Raw genomic sequence first — 14,304 nt, 5'->3', positions numbered from 1 at the left:
CCTCAGCCGCCGCCCGGCAGCGCGCCGGACAGCCGGAGCAGCTCCACGAAGGCGTCGATGCCGGCGGGCACCGGCCAGTCGAGGTCGCGCATGGCGGCGAGGTCGGCGGCGGCGCGGGCGGCGACATCGGGCACGCCCGCGTCCACGGCCTTGGCGAGGACCGCCCAGGCCGCCTCCCACCGGGGGCGGGTCAGCTCGCTCTGCACGGCCGCGACCACGGCGATGAGGAAGGCCAGCTGCCGGTCGCCGCGCTCGGGCAGGGCGAAGGCGTCCGGGTCGGCCAGGACCCGGTCCGGGTCGGGCAGGTCGAGGTGTTCGAGGTACGAGAGCAGCTCGATCCCGGCGGCCTCGCCGACGGCGCCCGTCAGCGCGGCGGCCAGCGCCTCCCGGCCCGTCGAGGCCGCGTCCCCCGTGGCCAGCAGCCGCAGGGCCATCTCCCAGGTACGGGGCGAGGGCCAGCCCCGGCCCCGCCCGGCGGCCTCGGCCGGCATGTGGTGGACCAGGCCCGGCCGGGCGGTGAGGAAACCGGAGACGGCGCCGCGGGCCCGGGCGACCGCCCCGGAGATCCGGCCGGGATCGACGGCCGGGATGGCCACTTCGGGCCAGGTGCCGGCCATGCCGCGGGCGACGGTGCGCGGGTCGTGCGTCCAGTCGAGGTGGACGAAGCGGTTGGCGAGCGGCGGGCTGAGGTGCCAGCCGTCCGCGGCGCTGGCGGGCGGATTGGCCGCGGCGACGATCCGTACCGCCGCCGGCAGTTCGAGGCTGCCGACCCGGCGCTCCAGGACCACGCGCAGCAGGGCCGCCTGCACGGCCGGCGGGGCGGAGGACAGCTCGTCGAAGAACAGCAGCCCGTGCCCGGTGCGGGCCAGGCGCACCGCCCAGTCCGGCGGCGCCATCGGGACCCCGGTGGTGGCGGGGTCGTCACCGACGATCGGCAGCCCGGCGAAGTCGGAGGGCTCGTGGACGCTGGCGATGACGGTTTCGAGCGGAACGCCGAGGGCGGTGGCGAGCTGCTGCATGCCGGCGGACTTGCCGATGCCCGGCTCACCCCACAGGAGCACGGGCTGATTGGCCGTCACGGCCAGTGCCAGAGCCTCCAGTTGGGGGTTGGTGGCGGGCTCGGTGCGGGTGGCGCTCAGCCGGGCGCCCAAGGCGTCGGCGGCGGCCAGGGCCCGGGCCGGCCGTACCTGCTTGCCGTTCGGGTGCGTCTGCGCACTCATGCGTCGTCGTCCTCTTCGTCCTCTTCGTTCTCCTCTGCCTCCCGGTACTCCATGTGCTCGTCGAACCAGTCGGCGCCGATGCTGGGGAACTCCTCGTCGACCCGGTCCCGGAGGAAGGCGAGATCGGTGCGCTTGTAGCGGCGGACCTCCTGGGACAGCGACAGTTCCATCTCGTCGATGACGTCGATCCGCGCGCCGGCCGCCAGCAGGGCCCGTACCAGGTCCGCCGAACCGCCCCAGTGCACCGCCGACATCAGCGGGGTGCGCCCGGCCTCGTCCCGGGCCTCCAGGTCGAGTCCGGCCGCGAGCAGCCGCGGCAGCAGCACCTCGTGGTCGAGCAGGTGGAGCCCGTGCAGCAGTCCGCGCCGGCGGGCGTCCCGGACCCGGGGGTCCAGCCCCGCGTCCAGGAGCGCCAGCACACCGGGCGTGTCGCCGTGCTGGACGCGCAGGAAGAGTTCGTGCCGCTGGGCCCGGAGGCCGCGCGGCAGCCGTCCCTCACCCGTGGTCCAGATCTGCTGGACGGCGAAGCAGCCCGACACCGCGCCGCCGAAGGCCCGCATCGCCCGCTCCCGCTGCTGCTCCTCGGGGGTGTGGGGCACGTCCAGTACGCCGCCCCGCGAGCGGACCTCGTGCCACCCTCCGCGACAGCGCACCCGTACGGGCCCGCCCGCCTCGGGGCCGGGCGGGCCGGCCGCCGGGCCGGCCTCGGGGAACAGCGCGGCGGCCACCAGCGGGTGGAGTGCGCGCGGGGAGATCCGGCCGGTCCGCACCAGTTCGAGATCGGGGAGCCGCTGCCAGGCGTACCGGGGCAGGAGCGGGACGGTGGCGGCCTCTGCCGCTTCGATGACGCGGGCGCGCAGCGCGCCGGGCCCGTCGGGTTCCAGCAGGAGGGAGCAGCGCCAGTTCACGGGGATCCGGTACCGGTCGCCCGCCCCGGCCGCGACGAGCCGCACGGTTTCCGGCGCGAGCCGGGTGAGGTCCACGGGGAGCTGCGCGAGGAGGGCGGCGGGGTCCGCCGGACGCTGGTACGACCGCGGAGTGGGGACGGTCAGGTCGCAGGTGATGCCCGCGGCCGCGAAGGCGCCGATCGTGTCCCCGGCGGCCCGCAGCCGGGCGATCCGCCCGGCGAGGCCCTCCGGTTGGGCGAAGCGCGCGCCGAGTTCGGACGCGTGACGGGCGTCCCAGAACGGCCGGATCGCGGTCCAGTCCTCCGGGACGAAGCCCCGCCCCGTGTACGTGTTGTACTCGGCGGCGACGGGCGCGCAGTGCAGCCGCAGCCGCTGCGGGCCCTCGGACATGAGGGGGGTGGTGACGGACAGGGCCGGCCCACCGGGGCCGCCGTAGGTGGCGAGCACGATCCGCAGGTCGGTGGCGAGGGTGGTCCGGCCGCCCAGGAGCCGGGGCAGGTGCCAGCGCAGCAGGTCCGGGGCGAGATGCCGCAGGTCCTCCGCCACGGCCCCGGCCACGGCGGCGCCGTGGCGGGCCTCGATGTCGGACAGCTCGAAACCGATGTCCACGGCGGCGGCCGCGCAGGCCGCCCGCCAGTCACCGGCCAGCCGGTGCGCGGTGGCCCGCTCGATCATCCAACCGGGCACGGCGTGGCGGCGGATCCGCTGCCACGCCGGGGCGTCCTCCACCGTGAAGGCGCCGCAGAGTTCCGCGTTCGCCGGGCTCACCGGTACACGCTGCCGATGGCGCGTACGTCGGGGTGGGCGGCCCGGGCGGGGCGCAGCCGTTCGGTGAAGGACCGCTTCACACGGCGGGGGAGGCCGGGGCCCAGGCCCACGTACTCCAGCGGGCTGTCCTCGCGCACCGCCGCGAGCAGGCGCTTCGCGCCCCGCCCGGTCAGGCCGGTGTGGCGCAGTTCCAGCCGGTGCAGGGGGCTGCCGGGCAGGGCCTCGGCCAGGGCGTACGCCCCTTCGTCGCCGGGGTGGTTGCCGGGGGCCCCGAGGCTGCGCTCGGACAGGGTCCGGCCGAGGTCGAGCGCTTCGATGCCGCCGAGGGAGGCGGCCAGCGCGCGCGCTCCGGCGGCACCGATCCCGTTGCCGCCGAGCCCGAGGCGGACCGGGTGCGCGCAGTCGGCCGCGGCGGCGGCGAGGACGGAGACGCCCGCGTCACCGAGGTGGTTGGCCGGGACGTACAGCTCGCGCACGCCTGCCTCGCGGATCAGGGCGGCCAGCAGCGGGGCGGTCTCGGGGCCGAGGCCGTTGCCGCCGAGGAAGAGCCGCTCCAGGGGCAGTTCGCGCTCCAGCAGGGCGTCGAGCAGGAGGCGTACGCCGTCGCCGCCGATTCCGGTGTTGACCAGGTCGAGGGTGCGCAGGGCGGTGTTGCGGCGCAGCAGCGCGGCGAGGATGCGGGTGCCGTCCTCGTGCAGCGGGTTCCGCTTGAGCCAGAGGGCGCGGACGGTGGTGTCGTCGGCCAGGGCACCGGCGAGGGAGCCCACCCCGTCGGGTCCGATCCGGTTGCACCCGAGGTAGAGGGTGTGCAGCCCGTGGCCGTCGGCGGCGAGGGCCTCGGCCAGGGTGCGGGCGCCCGCGTCGCCGATGGCGTTGGTGCCGAGGAGGAGGTGGGTGGCGTGCGCGGAGGAGGCCGCGGCCGGCAGCAGCCGGGCCGCCCCGGCCGGGCCGAGACCCTGCTTGCAGAGGTCGACGCGGCCGTCGGCGCGCAGGGTGCCGAGGGGGAAGGTCTCATCGGTCTCGACGGGCCGGTCGGCGGCGAGCCGGGCGAGCAGTGGGTCGAGGCCGGCCGGATCGGCCGGCGGCAGGTCGGGGTGCTCGATCGCGGGGCACCGCACGGGTGTCGGCTGTGTCATCACCACTCCACCGGTTTCCTTCGCCGGTGCCCGGCGTCCATCACGACGTACTGCGTACTGCGGAGGTAGACGCAAGACCGGTCGGATTCGAACCGACGTCCTCCAGCTCGATGCGTGGGCGCGACGACCTCTGCGCTACGGCCTTGCTGGCGGCGATCATACCCACACGTCGGCCGAAAATCGATCACCAGTTTGGGTCGCCGGGAGCCTTAGGTCTTCTGATGCCGAACCGGACGTGTCAGCGGCGTAGTTGAGCCAGTCCGGACGGCTGCGGCCGGTGTGCCTGGTGGGGGTGGGGGGTGCTATGTAATGTCACATCGCATGATGCTCTTACGTCGTGCGGCATCGGCCGCAGCCCTCCTCGCCACCGTCCTCCCCCTGACGATCGCCCCGCCCGCGCACGCCGCCGCCGACGGCGCGGCCGGCTGCCGGCCCCCGGCGTCGGTACCGCTCGACGCCGAACAGTCCAGGCTCGCGGACCCCCGTACCACCGCCCTCGTCGAACGCGGCGGCCTCGCGGACTTCGTACGGCGCTTCCCCGCCGCCCTGTGCACCGCGCGCAGCCGCGGCGAGGCCGAACGGCTCCTCGACACCTGGGGTCAAGCCCTATGGCAGGCCTCCGTACGGCGGGCCCAGAGCCAGCGCCCGGGCGGTGACCTCGCCCCCGGCGACGACCGTCCGCTGTACTGGGCGCGGCTCGCGATGACCGCAGCGCTCGCCGGCTGGCAGCCGGACTTCCCCGCGGACAAGGCGGCGCTCCGCGCCCGATTCGAGGACGCCTCCCGCGGCCTCACCGACAACGCCTTCCGGCCGGAACCCGGCGTACGGAGGATCTTCATCAGCGGATTCGACCCCTTCGGGCTCGACGCGGAACTCCGCCGCGCCAACCCCTCCGGATCGGCCGCCCTCCAGCTCAACGGACGGCGCATCACCCTCGCCGACGGCACCCGGGCCGAGATCCGGGCCGTCGTCCTGCCCGTCCGGTACGCCGACTTCGACGCCGGCATGGTGGAGCGGGCCTTCGCCCCGCACCTGGCCGCCGGCCCCGGCGCGGCGGACATCATCACCACCGTCAGCCAGGGCTACCCGGGCATCTTCACCCTGGAGGACTGGGCGGGACGGGCGCGCTCCGCCGATCCCTACCCCGACAACGCCCGCGCCCTCTCCGGCGGCACCCGCGAACGCCCGGTGACGGCCCCCGGCCTCGGCCCCGGCCCGGAGTTCATCCGCACCACGCTCCCCGCCGCCGCCGTGACCGCCGCCGTACAGACCCCGTACCCGGTCCTCCTCAACAGCGACGTGACCGAGATACCGGCGGGCGGCACGGCCCCCGTGGACCGCACCGACGGGCCGACGCCCGGCTCCCGCGCCGTCGCGGGCGGCGGGGGCGGCTACCTGTCCAACGAGGTCGCCTACCGCTCCAACCGGCTGCGCGCCGAACTCGCCCCGCACCTGCCCGGGGGCCACCTCCACACCCCCGTTCTCACCGGACTCCCCGCCGACCCCCGGCAACTGACCGGCCCCGAGTTCGAACGCAACGAGAGCGCGATCACCGCCGAGGTCCGCGCGGTCCTCGAACACGCCGCCGTGCGGCGCTAGTCACCGCCCCCGCCTGCGGTGCGTCACCCCGGCATGGGGCAGGATGGCAGCCCGTTCCGGATGCGTACACACGCCCGAACGCGGCTTACAGCACGACGAACTGACAGGTGACAAGGTGACGACACACCTCATACGACGGCCGGCGGCGCCCGCCGCCGCATCCACCGGCCGGCGCCGCGCAGCGGAGGGGGTCCGTTGAACCGGGATCTCGTCCTGCACGACTGGCTGGTCGCGGGCATCGCCCTGGCGGCGGGCGCCGCGGCCGGACTGCTCCTGCGCGCCCTCCTGAAGTGGCTGGGCCGGCACGCCGAGCGCACCCGCTGGCGCGGCGACGACATCATCGTCGACGCACTGCGCACCATCGCCCCCGGCGCCGCGCTCATCGCGGGCGCCGCGGTGGCGGCCACGACGCTGCCGCTCACCGCGCGCGTCTCGGGCTTCGTCAACCAGTCCCTGACGGCGCTGCTCATCCTCATCGCCACGCTCAGCACGGCCCGGGTCGTCGCGGGCCTCGTCCAGTCGGTGGCGGGGACGCGCACCGGAGTGGCCGCCTCGGCGTCCATCTTCGTCAACATCACGCGCATCGTGGTGCTCGTCATGGGCGTCCTCGTCGCCCTGGAGACCCTCGGCGTGTCCATCGCGCCGCTGGTCACCGCCCTCGGCGTGGGCGGTCTGGCGGTGGCGCTGGCCCTCCAGGACACCCTCGCCAACCTCTTCGCCGGCGTGCACATCCTGGCCTCGAAGACCGTGCAGCCCGGTGACTACATCCGGCTCACCAGCGGCGAGGAGGGCTACGTCGTCGACATCAACTGGCGCAACACCGTGGTGCGCAACCTGTCGAACAACCTGGTCATCATCCCCAACGGGCGTCTGGCACGGACGAACATGACCAACTTCACCCAGCCGGAAGCACAGTTCTCGATCATGGTCCAGGTGGGGGTGGGCTACGAGAGCGACCTGGAGCACGTCGAGCGGGTGACCCTGGAGGTCGTCGACGGTGTGATGGCGGACATCAACGGTGCGGTCCCCGACCACGAAGGAGCGGTCCGCTTCCACACGTTCGCGGACTCCCGCATCAACTTCACCGTGATCCTGGGCGTGGGCGAGTTCAGCGACCAGTACCGGATCAAGCACGAGTTCATCAAGCGCCTGCACCAGCGCTTCCGTACGGAGGGCATCTCGATCCCGGCCCCGACCCACACGATCGCCCTGCAGCACGACGAGGCCGCGGCGCTGTTCCCGCACGCCCCCGTCCCCCACCAGCGCACGTCCTCCCCGTCGTCCCCGTCGTCCCCGACGGAACTGACGGACACGCGGAACTGACCGACCGCCGGAGCCCGCCGCCTCCGGGCGGCGGACAATCCGATTGCGGGGGAGGGGGAGCGCTCGGCAGGGTACGTCGCGTGACCTCCCAGTACCAGATCCGCGCCGACCACGACGCCCGCACGATCGTGGTCTACCAGGCCTACAGTCCGGCCATCGCCGACGCCGCGCTGCGGGCGGGCCGCTTCGTCGCACCGTTCTCGTTCCACCGGATGACCTGGATCAAGCCCTCGTTCCTGTGGCTCATGCACCGCAGCAACTGGGCCCGCAAGCCGGGCCAGGAGCGCATCCTCGGAGTGCGGATGACCCGGGAGGGATGGGAGCAGGCCCTGTCCCGGGCCGTGCTCACGACCGCGGACCCGGCGGCCGTGGCCCGGGCGGCCGTGCACGTCCAGTGGGACCCGGAGCGTTCGCCCCGCGGAGCGGCACTGAACCACTACAGCATCCAGGTCGGCATCGGCCGCCACCTGATCCGTACGTTCACCGACGACTGGATCGTCGGCCTGACCGACCTCACCCCTCAGGTCCGCAAGGTCGCCGCCCTGATGCAGGCCGGGCATGCCGACAAGGCCCGCAGACTGTTTCCCGCGGAGCGCCCCTACCCCCTCCCGAGGGAACTGGAGGCCCTCTGCCCCGACCGGGACCGCGGACCCGGCGTCCGGGCGACACCGTAGGGGTGATCAGGCCATTCTTTCGTCACCTGATCGGCTCAACAGGATCTAGAGTGTGCGCGTGACCGAGCAGAATCCCGAACTCATCGCCGGCCGGTACCAGCTGGTCGAACGCATTGGCCAAGGCGGCATGGGCCGGGTCTGGCGGGGTGTCGACCAGCAGCTCTTCGGGCGCGAGGTCGCCGTCAAGGAGATCCTCTTCCCGCCCGGCATGGACGACGGCGACCGTGCGGCGCTGCTCCGGCGGTTCACCGGCGAGGCCCGCGCGGCGGTCACTATCAGCCACCCCGGGATCATCACCATCCACGACGTCGTCGAGCACGACGGCGCGCCCGTCATCGTGATGGAGCTGATCCGCGGGGAGTCCCTCGCCGCGGCCATCCGCAGCCGGGGCCGGCTGCCCGCGCGGCGTGTGGCCGAGATCGGCGCCGTCATGCTCGACGCCCTGGCCGAGGCGCACCGCGCGGGCATCGTCCACCGGGACATCAAGCCGGACAACGTGCTCCTGACCAAGGACCGCGTCGTCCTCACCGACTTCGGCATCGCCCACCTCACGGACGCCACGACGAGGCTCAGCCACACCGGGATCGTCATCGGCACGCCGCAGTACATGCCTCCGGAGCAGCTGGAGGGCAAGCGTCCGACCGCGGCCAACGACCTGTGGGCCCTCGGAGCCACCCTCTACCATGCCGTCGAAGGATGCCCGCCGTTCGACGTGGAGGGGCTGCACGCCCTCGCCGTTGCCGTGTTCACCCGCCCGCACCGGCCGCCGGTCCACGCCGGCCCGCTGGCGCCCGTACTGGACGCGCTCCTCACCAAGGACCCGGCACAACGCGTCGGCGCGGCCGAAGCGGCCGAGATGATCGCATCGGTGCTGGCTTCCTGCGCGACGGGCACCGACGCACCCCCCGGACGCGAGCCGGGCCGCGAACCCGCCCCCGCTTCCACCCCCGTACCCGCGCCGGCCCCCGACCCGAGGTCCACCCCCGCACCGGACGCCCCGGCGGACCGGACCCGGACGCTCCTGGACCCGGGGTCCGGCGCCGACCCCCGCGGCGGCCCCGTCCCGGACCGGCCGACCGGACCGCCCGCGCCCCCGGCCGAAGAGCCGGTCACCCTGGGCGAGACCCCCACGCGGGAGCACGACGAGCCGGCGACGCCCCCCAAGCGGGCAGCGCGCGCCCTCACCAGGCGCTCCGTCATCCTGGGCACGGCACTGGCCACGCTCGCCGCCGGCTCCGTCCTGACCTGGACCCTCACCCAGGGCGGTGACAAACCCGGCGGCGGGGCGGCCGGCAGCGGCGCGAAGGACTCCTCCGTCACCGTGGTGATCGGCGTGGACGCGCCCCTGAGCGGCGGGCTGTCCCCGATGGGCGCCGGTATCAAGAACTCCGCCGAACTGGCGGTCAGGACCGCCAACGAGACCGAGCACGTCCCCGGCGTCACCTTCGAGATCAAGGCACTGGACGACGGGGCCGACCCCGCCAAGGGGGCCTCCAACGCTGCCGCGTTCGTGTCCGACGATCAGGTGCTGGGGGTCGTGGGACCCCTCAACTCGGGTGTCGCCCGGACCCTGGTGGCGCCGCTCGCGCAGGCGGGCGTGGTCAACGTGTCACCGGGCAACACCGACCCCGTCCTGACACTGGGCCCCGACTGGGCCGCGGGCACCACGTCCCGTCCGCACTCCACCTACTTCCGTACCATCGGCACGGACGTCGACCAGGGGCCGTACGCCGCCCGGTACCTGTACGGCGGGCTGAAGAAGACCAAGCTCTACGTGGTCGACGACGCGAGCCCCCACGGCACCGCCCTCACCACCGGCTTCACCGCCGAGCTCAAGAAGCTCGGCGGCACCGTCGTCGGCACCGAGCAGGTCGATCCGGCCGAACGCGCCTTCGCGGGCCTCGCCGAGAGGGCCCGCTCCTCCGGCGCCGACGCCGTCTACTTCGGCGGCTACTACCACACCGCGGCGCCGCTCTCCCAGCAGCTCAAGCAGGCGGGGGTGACCGCCCCCGTCATGGGCGGCGACGGCATCTTCGACCAGCAGTACCTCACGTCGAACCCGAAGGCCGAGGGCGATCTCGCGACCAACATCGGCGTTCCCGCCGAGGAGTCGGCGCAGGGGCGGGCGTTCCTCGCCCGCTACCAGGAGGCCGGGTACCCGGAGGCGGCCGGCTGGTACGGCCCCTACGCCTACGACGCGACCTGGGCCCTCATCGAGGCGGTCAAGGCCGTGGTGAAGGCCAACGACGGGAACCTGCCGTCCGACGCCCGGGCCGCGATGCAGCCGGCCGTGGCGGGGCTGGCCTTCGACGGCGTCACGGGCCGCGTCGCCTTCGACGCGGCCGGCGACCCGGTCAACCGCACCCTGACGGTGTACGGCGTGAAGGGCGGCACCTGGGTGAGCGCGACGAGCGGCCCCGCCCCCCGCTGACCCCCGCCGGCGCACCGGGTCCGCAGGCCCCGGCCCGGTGCGCCGGCCACGTCCTCAGCGCCAGGAGGGATGTCCCTCGGCACCGGAGTCGGCGGTGAGGGAGCGCTCACCGGACTTGTCCGCGCGCACGGCCCAGATCACCGGCTTCTCGTACGGGCCGCGGACGAAGGCCACCCAGGTGCCGTCGGCGGACCAGGCGGGGTCCATCTCGTGGGCGTCCGTGGCGACCAGTTCACGGTCGTCACTGCCGTCGGAGTCCACGAGGCGGATGTCGCCCTGCGTGCCCGTGCCGTACGTCCCGGCCGTGTAGGCGAAAGTGGTGCCGTCGGGCGACCACACCGGGTCGAGTGCCGGATGGGGCAGGCTGGTCACCTGCTGCGGGGCACGCTTCGGGTCGGCGAGGTCGACCAGGTGGATCTGCCAGTTCTCGGGTTCCGTCTGCAGGCAGACGGCGATGCTCCTGCCGTCCGGCGACCACGCGGGGTCCTCGACCGGGCCCCGGCCCGAAGTGAGCTGCAGGGCCGTGCCGTCGGCGACGGTGACCGCGAACAGCTGCTGTACGCCGTCCTTGTTGCGCAGTACGGCGAGCCGGCTGCCGTCCGGCGACCAGGACACCCGGCCACCGGCGATGGAGGTGATCCGCCGCGCGTTCGAACCGTCGGCGTCGGCGGTCCAGACGGCCGTGCCCTCGGAGGTGGTGCGGGTGAACGCGAACGACCTGCGGTCGGGGGACCACTGGGGCAGGGTGTCGCACACGCCCGCGCCCGCGGCGATGACCTGCACGGGCTGGTCCTTGTCGACGTCCCGGCGGGCGATGGCGCTGTGGCACGTCCCGGGCCAGCCCGGAGCGGTGTCCTGGCGGATCAGCAGGGGATCGGTCGGGAACGGGGCAGGGGTGGAGGCGGATTCGGTGGCCCGGTCGGCGGGGGGCTTGGCGTTGTCCCGGGCCGAGCCCTTCCACGGCTGCCACACGAACAACCCGCCGGCCGCGAGCACCACCACGAGCAGCGCGGCCACCGCCGCGCGGCGGCGCCGGGGCGTCCCCGCAACCGGCTGCGCAGGCGGCTGCGGAGCGGGCTGGGGAACGGGCTGCGCAACCGGCTCCGGCCCCTGCTCGGGGACGGGGGAGAGCCGGGCGGCCGGGCCGGTCACGGTCCGCGACTGCTCCGTAGGGGGCCCCGCGACGGCGGGCGGGGCGGCGTCCGGTCCGGTCCGGCCCGCCGCGGGGTCCTGGGCGGTGTCCGGGGCGCCGCCCGACCGGCCGTCCGGCGGGCTGACCGAGGGGCCGTCCGGCGTGGTGGCCCGCACCGTCGGTTCCGCGGGCGGCAGCAGCTGCGTCGCCGCCTCCGGCAGCCAGGAGGCACCGTCCGGGTGGCGGACGGTCAGCGTGTCGAGGAAGGCGGCCGGGGTGGGCCTCTCGGCCGGGTCCTTGGCCAGGCAGGCGGCGATGGCCGCGCGCAGTTCGGCGGGCACGGCGGTCAGGTCCGGCTCCTCGTAGACCACCTTGTAGTGCCGGGCCGCGGACGGGCCGTCGCCGAAGGGCGCGCCGCCCGCCGCCTGGGTGAGCACCACCCCCAGGGCGAACATGTCGACCGCGGGGGTGAGCGCCCGCGTGCCGGTGAGCTGCTCCGGCGCCAGGAACCCCGGCGTGCCGACCTGCAGGCCGGTCTGCGTCAGGGACGTTCCGTCCAGGGCGCGCGCGATGCCGAAGTCGATGACCCGCGGCCCGTCCTCCGCGATGATGATGTTGGCGGGCTTGAGGTCGCGGTGGATGACGCCCGCCCGGTGGATCGCCTCCAGCGCCTCGGCCAGGCCTGCGGCCAGGACGGTGAGCGTGTCCGGCGGCAGCGATCCGACGCGCGCGAGGACCGCCTGCAGGGTGGGACCGGGCACGAAGGCCGTCACCAGCCAGGCCGGCTCCCCGTCCGGGTCGGCGTCGACCACCGGCGCGGTGTGGAAGCCGCCGACCCGCCGCGCGGCGGCGACCTCGTCGGCGAACCTGCGCCGGAAGCCGGGCTCGGTGCTCAGCTCGGGACGTACGACCTTGACGGCGACCGCACGCCCGGACTGGGAGCGGCCCAGGTAGACCACACCCATGCCCCCCTGGCCGAGCCGCCCCACCAGCCGGTACCGGCCCTCGCCGAGCGAGGTCGGATCGCCCGCTTCGAGCGGCTTCATATGTCCCCCGTTTCACACCTTGCGCAATGAACAGCCTCTCCTTACCCGTCGCGTCCACCACCAGTCAAGCGGGGTCCTCGCGCGACCCGACCCGGGATGCCCGCAGGGAGCGGCGTCCCGGTGAGCACGGCTCGCCCGGCCCCGCCGCGCACAGCGGTCTAGCATGGAGAGCAGTGCTTCATCCCCAGGTCCCGGCCACAGCGGCAGGGAGGGCGGTATGGCGTTCGGCACGGCTGGTTTCGAGCAGGGGTACGGCGGCCGTTACATCCCGATATCCGAGCACGGACTGATCGGCGATCTGCGTACGGCCGCTCTGGTCGGCACGAACGGCACGATCGACTGGTACTGCTGCCCGCGCTTCGACGCGCCCAGCGTCTTCGGTGCCATCCTCGACGCCGATCGGGGCGGGGCGTTCGAGCTGGCCGCCGAGGTCCCGACCCGCACCCGGCAGTTCTACTTCCCCGACACGAACGTGCTGATCACCCGGTTCTTCGCCGCGGACGGAGTGGCGGAGATCCAGGACTTCATGCCCGTGGTCGACGAGTCGCGCGAGGCAGACCGCCACCGGCTGATCCGGCGGGTGGTGTGCGTGCGCGGGACCCTCCCCTTCAGGGCGCGGATCGCCCCCCGCTTCGGCTACGGCGCCGAAGCGCACACCACGCACCTCGAAGGGCGCACGGCGGTGTTCCGCTCCCCGTCGCTCACGCTCGCGCTGACCGCCACCACACCCCTGGAAACCGACGGCCAGGACGTGTGGTCGCACTTCAAGCTCGTCGAGGGCGAGTCGAACGTGTTCGCCCTCGACCAGGTCGGCGACGACGCCCCGCCCCGGTCGTGCCCGCGCGCCGAGGCACAGGAACAGGCGGACGCGACCGTCCGGTTCTGGCGCCACTGGCTGGCGGGCTCGCGCTACCACGGGCGGTGGCGCGAGATGGTCAACCGGTCCGCCCTGGTGCTGAAGCTGCTCACCTACGCGCCGACCGGCGCGATCGTGGCCGCACCCACCACCAGCCTGCCCGAGCAGATCGGCGGCGAACGCAACTGGGACTACCGCTACGTCTGGGTCCGCGACGCCGCGTTCTGCGTCTACGCGATGCTGCGCCTGGGCTTCACCACGGAGGCCGAGGCGTTCATGGGGTTCATCTCCGAGCGGGGCATCCTGCGCGGCACCGGGGAGGCCGGCCCGCTGCAGATCATGTACGGCATCGACGGGCGTACCGAACTGCCCGAGTACGAGCTCTCCCACCTGGAGGGATACCTGGGCTCGGGGCCGGTCCGCGTGGGCAACGCCGCCACCGGTCAGCTCCAGTTGGACATCTACGGCGCGCTGATCGATTCGATCTACCTCTACGACAAGTGGGGACAGCCGATCAGCAGTGACCGCTGGGACGAGGTCGGTGCCGTGGTGGACTGGCTGTGCGAGCACTGGGACCAGCCCGACGAGGGGGTGTGGGAGACCAGGGCGGGCCGGCGGGACTTCGTGTACTCGCGGCTGATGTGCTGGGTGGCGCTGGAGCGCGCCATGCGCATGGCGAACCGCCGGGGTCTGCCGGCGGACCTGCCCCGCTGGCGCGAGTCCCGGGACGCGATCTACCGGCAGATCATGCGGCGCGGCTGGTCGGCCGAACGCCGGGCGTTCGTCCAGGGACTGGACGACCACGTCCTGGACGCCTCGCTCCTGATGATGCCGATGGCCAAGTTCATCTCGCCCACCGACCCCAAGTGGCTCTCCACCCTGGACGCGCTCGGCACCGACCTGGTCTCCGACTCCCTGGTCTACCGCTACGACCCGACCGCCAGCCCGGACGGCCTGCACGGCCCCGAAGGCACCTTCTCGATCTGCTCGTTCTGGTACGTGGAGTCACTGGCCCGGGCGGGCCGGCTGGAGGAGGCCCGCCTCGCCTTCGAGAAGATGCTCACCTACGCCAACCACCTCGGCCTGTTCGCGGAGGAGATCGGCCCGACCGGCGAACAACTGGGCAACTTCCCGCAGGCCTTCACCCACCTCTCACTGATCAGCGCCGCCTTCAACCTCGACCGCGCACTGGGCTGACGGTGGCAGCAGCG

The 14,304-nt window shown here is 74.1% G+C and carries 9 protein-coding genes and 1 pseudogene; 5 read left to right on the top strand and 5 right to left on the bottom strand.

Annotation, left to right across the window (positions count from 1 at the left end; translation table 11 throughout):
• Positions 1-2 precede the first annotated feature (2 nt).
• The 4 genes and pseudogenes from AB0O53_RS32635 to AB0O53_RS32620 form a co-directional block, all read right to left on the bottom strand.
• On the bottom strand, positions 3-1,220 hold the full coding sequence (locus tag AB0O53_RS32635; RefSeq protein ID WP_365200446.1) for an AAA family ATPase: 1,218 nt from the start codon (positions 1,218-1,220) through the stop codon (positions 3-5).
• Positions 1,217-2,896, bottom strand: a complete 1,680-nt coding sequence (locus tag AB0O53_RS32630; protein WP_365200443.1) for an ankyrin repeat domain-containing protein — start codon at positions 2,894-2,896, stop codon at positions 1,217-1,219. The genes AB0O53_RS32635 and AB0O53_RS32630 overlap by 4 nt, the downstream gene beginning before the upstream one ends.
• Positions 2,893-4,032 (bottom strand): leucine-rich repeat domain-containing protein, encoded by a 1,140-nt coding sequence (locus AB0O53_RS32625; protein WP_350995853.1) that lies wholly within the window; start codon positions 4,030-4,032, stop codon positions 2,893-2,895. The genes AB0O53_RS32630 and AB0O53_RS32625 overlap by 4 nt, the downstream gene beginning before the upstream one ends.
• Positions 4,033-4,104: 72 nt before the next feature.
• Positions 4,105-4,177: pseudogene (locus AB0O53_RS32620) on the bottom strand.
• A gap of 176 nt (positions 4,178-4,353) precedes the next feature.
• Here AB0O53_RS32620 and AB0O53_RS32615 point away from each other — a divergent pair.
• The 4 genes from AB0O53_RS32615 (at position 4,354) to AB0O53_RS32600 (ending at position 10,059) form a co-directional block, all read left to right on the top strand.
• The gene (locus AB0O53_RS32615; RefSeq protein WP_350995856.1) at positions 4,354-5,631 is read left to right on the top strand and encodes a PA0049 C-terminal domain-containing protein; all 1,278 of its coding nucleotides are present in this window, start codon (positions 4,354-4,356) and stop codon (positions 5,629-5,631) included.
• Between the two features lie 195 nt (positions 5,632-5,826).
• A complete protein-coding gene (locus tag AB0O53_RS32610; protein WP_350995859.1) occupies positions 5,827-6,954 on the top strand; it encodes a mechanosensitive ion channel family protein in 1,128 nt (375 codons plus the stop codon).
• 80 nt (positions 6,955-7,034) lie between these two features.
• Positions 7,035-7,628 carry a DUF4291 domain-containing protein gene (locus AB0O53_RS32605; protein ID WP_365200440.1) on the top strand — a complete coding sequence of 198 codons (594 nt, stop codon included), beginning with the start codon at positions 7,035-7,037 and terminating at the stop codon, positions 7,626-7,628.
• A 58-nt stretch (positions 7,629-7,686) separates the two neighbouring features.
• Entirely contained in the window at positions 7,687-10,059 is a 2,373-nt protein-coding gene (locus AB0O53_RS32600) for a bifunctional serine/threonine-protein kinase/ABC transporter substrate-binding protein (RefSeq protein WP_365200438.1), read from the top strand.
• Between the two features lie 54 nt (positions 10,060-10,113).
• Here AB0O53_RS32600 and AB0O53_RS32595 read toward each other — a convergent pair whose 3' ends face one another.
• Complete coding sequence (locus AB0O53_RS32595; protein WP_350995867.1) at positions 10,114-12,237, bottom strand: protein kinase domain-containing protein; 2,124 nt, start codon at positions 12,235-12,237, stop codon at positions 10,114-10,116.
• Between the two features lie 217 nt (positions 12,238-12,454).
• Here AB0O53_RS32595 and AB0O53_RS32590 point away from each other — a divergent pair, with 217 nt between their 5' ends.
• Positions 12,455-14,290: a glycoside hydrolase family 15 protein gene (locus tag AB0O53_RS32590; RefSeq protein ID WP_350995869.1), complete on the top strand. Its 1,836-nt coding sequence runs from the start codon at positions 12,455-12,457 to the stop codon at positions 14,288-14,290.
• Positions 14,291-14,304 lie beyond the last annotated feature (14 nt).

The sequence above is a fragment of the Streptomyces erythrochromogenes genome (assembly GCF_040684695.1).
Lineage (GTDB): Bacteria > Actinomycetota > Actinomycetes > Streptomycetales > Streptomycetaceae > Streptomyces > Streptomyces erythrochromogenes_C.
Note: the sequence above shows the minus strand (reverse complement) of the source record. Positions and strands in the feature narration are given on the sequence as shown.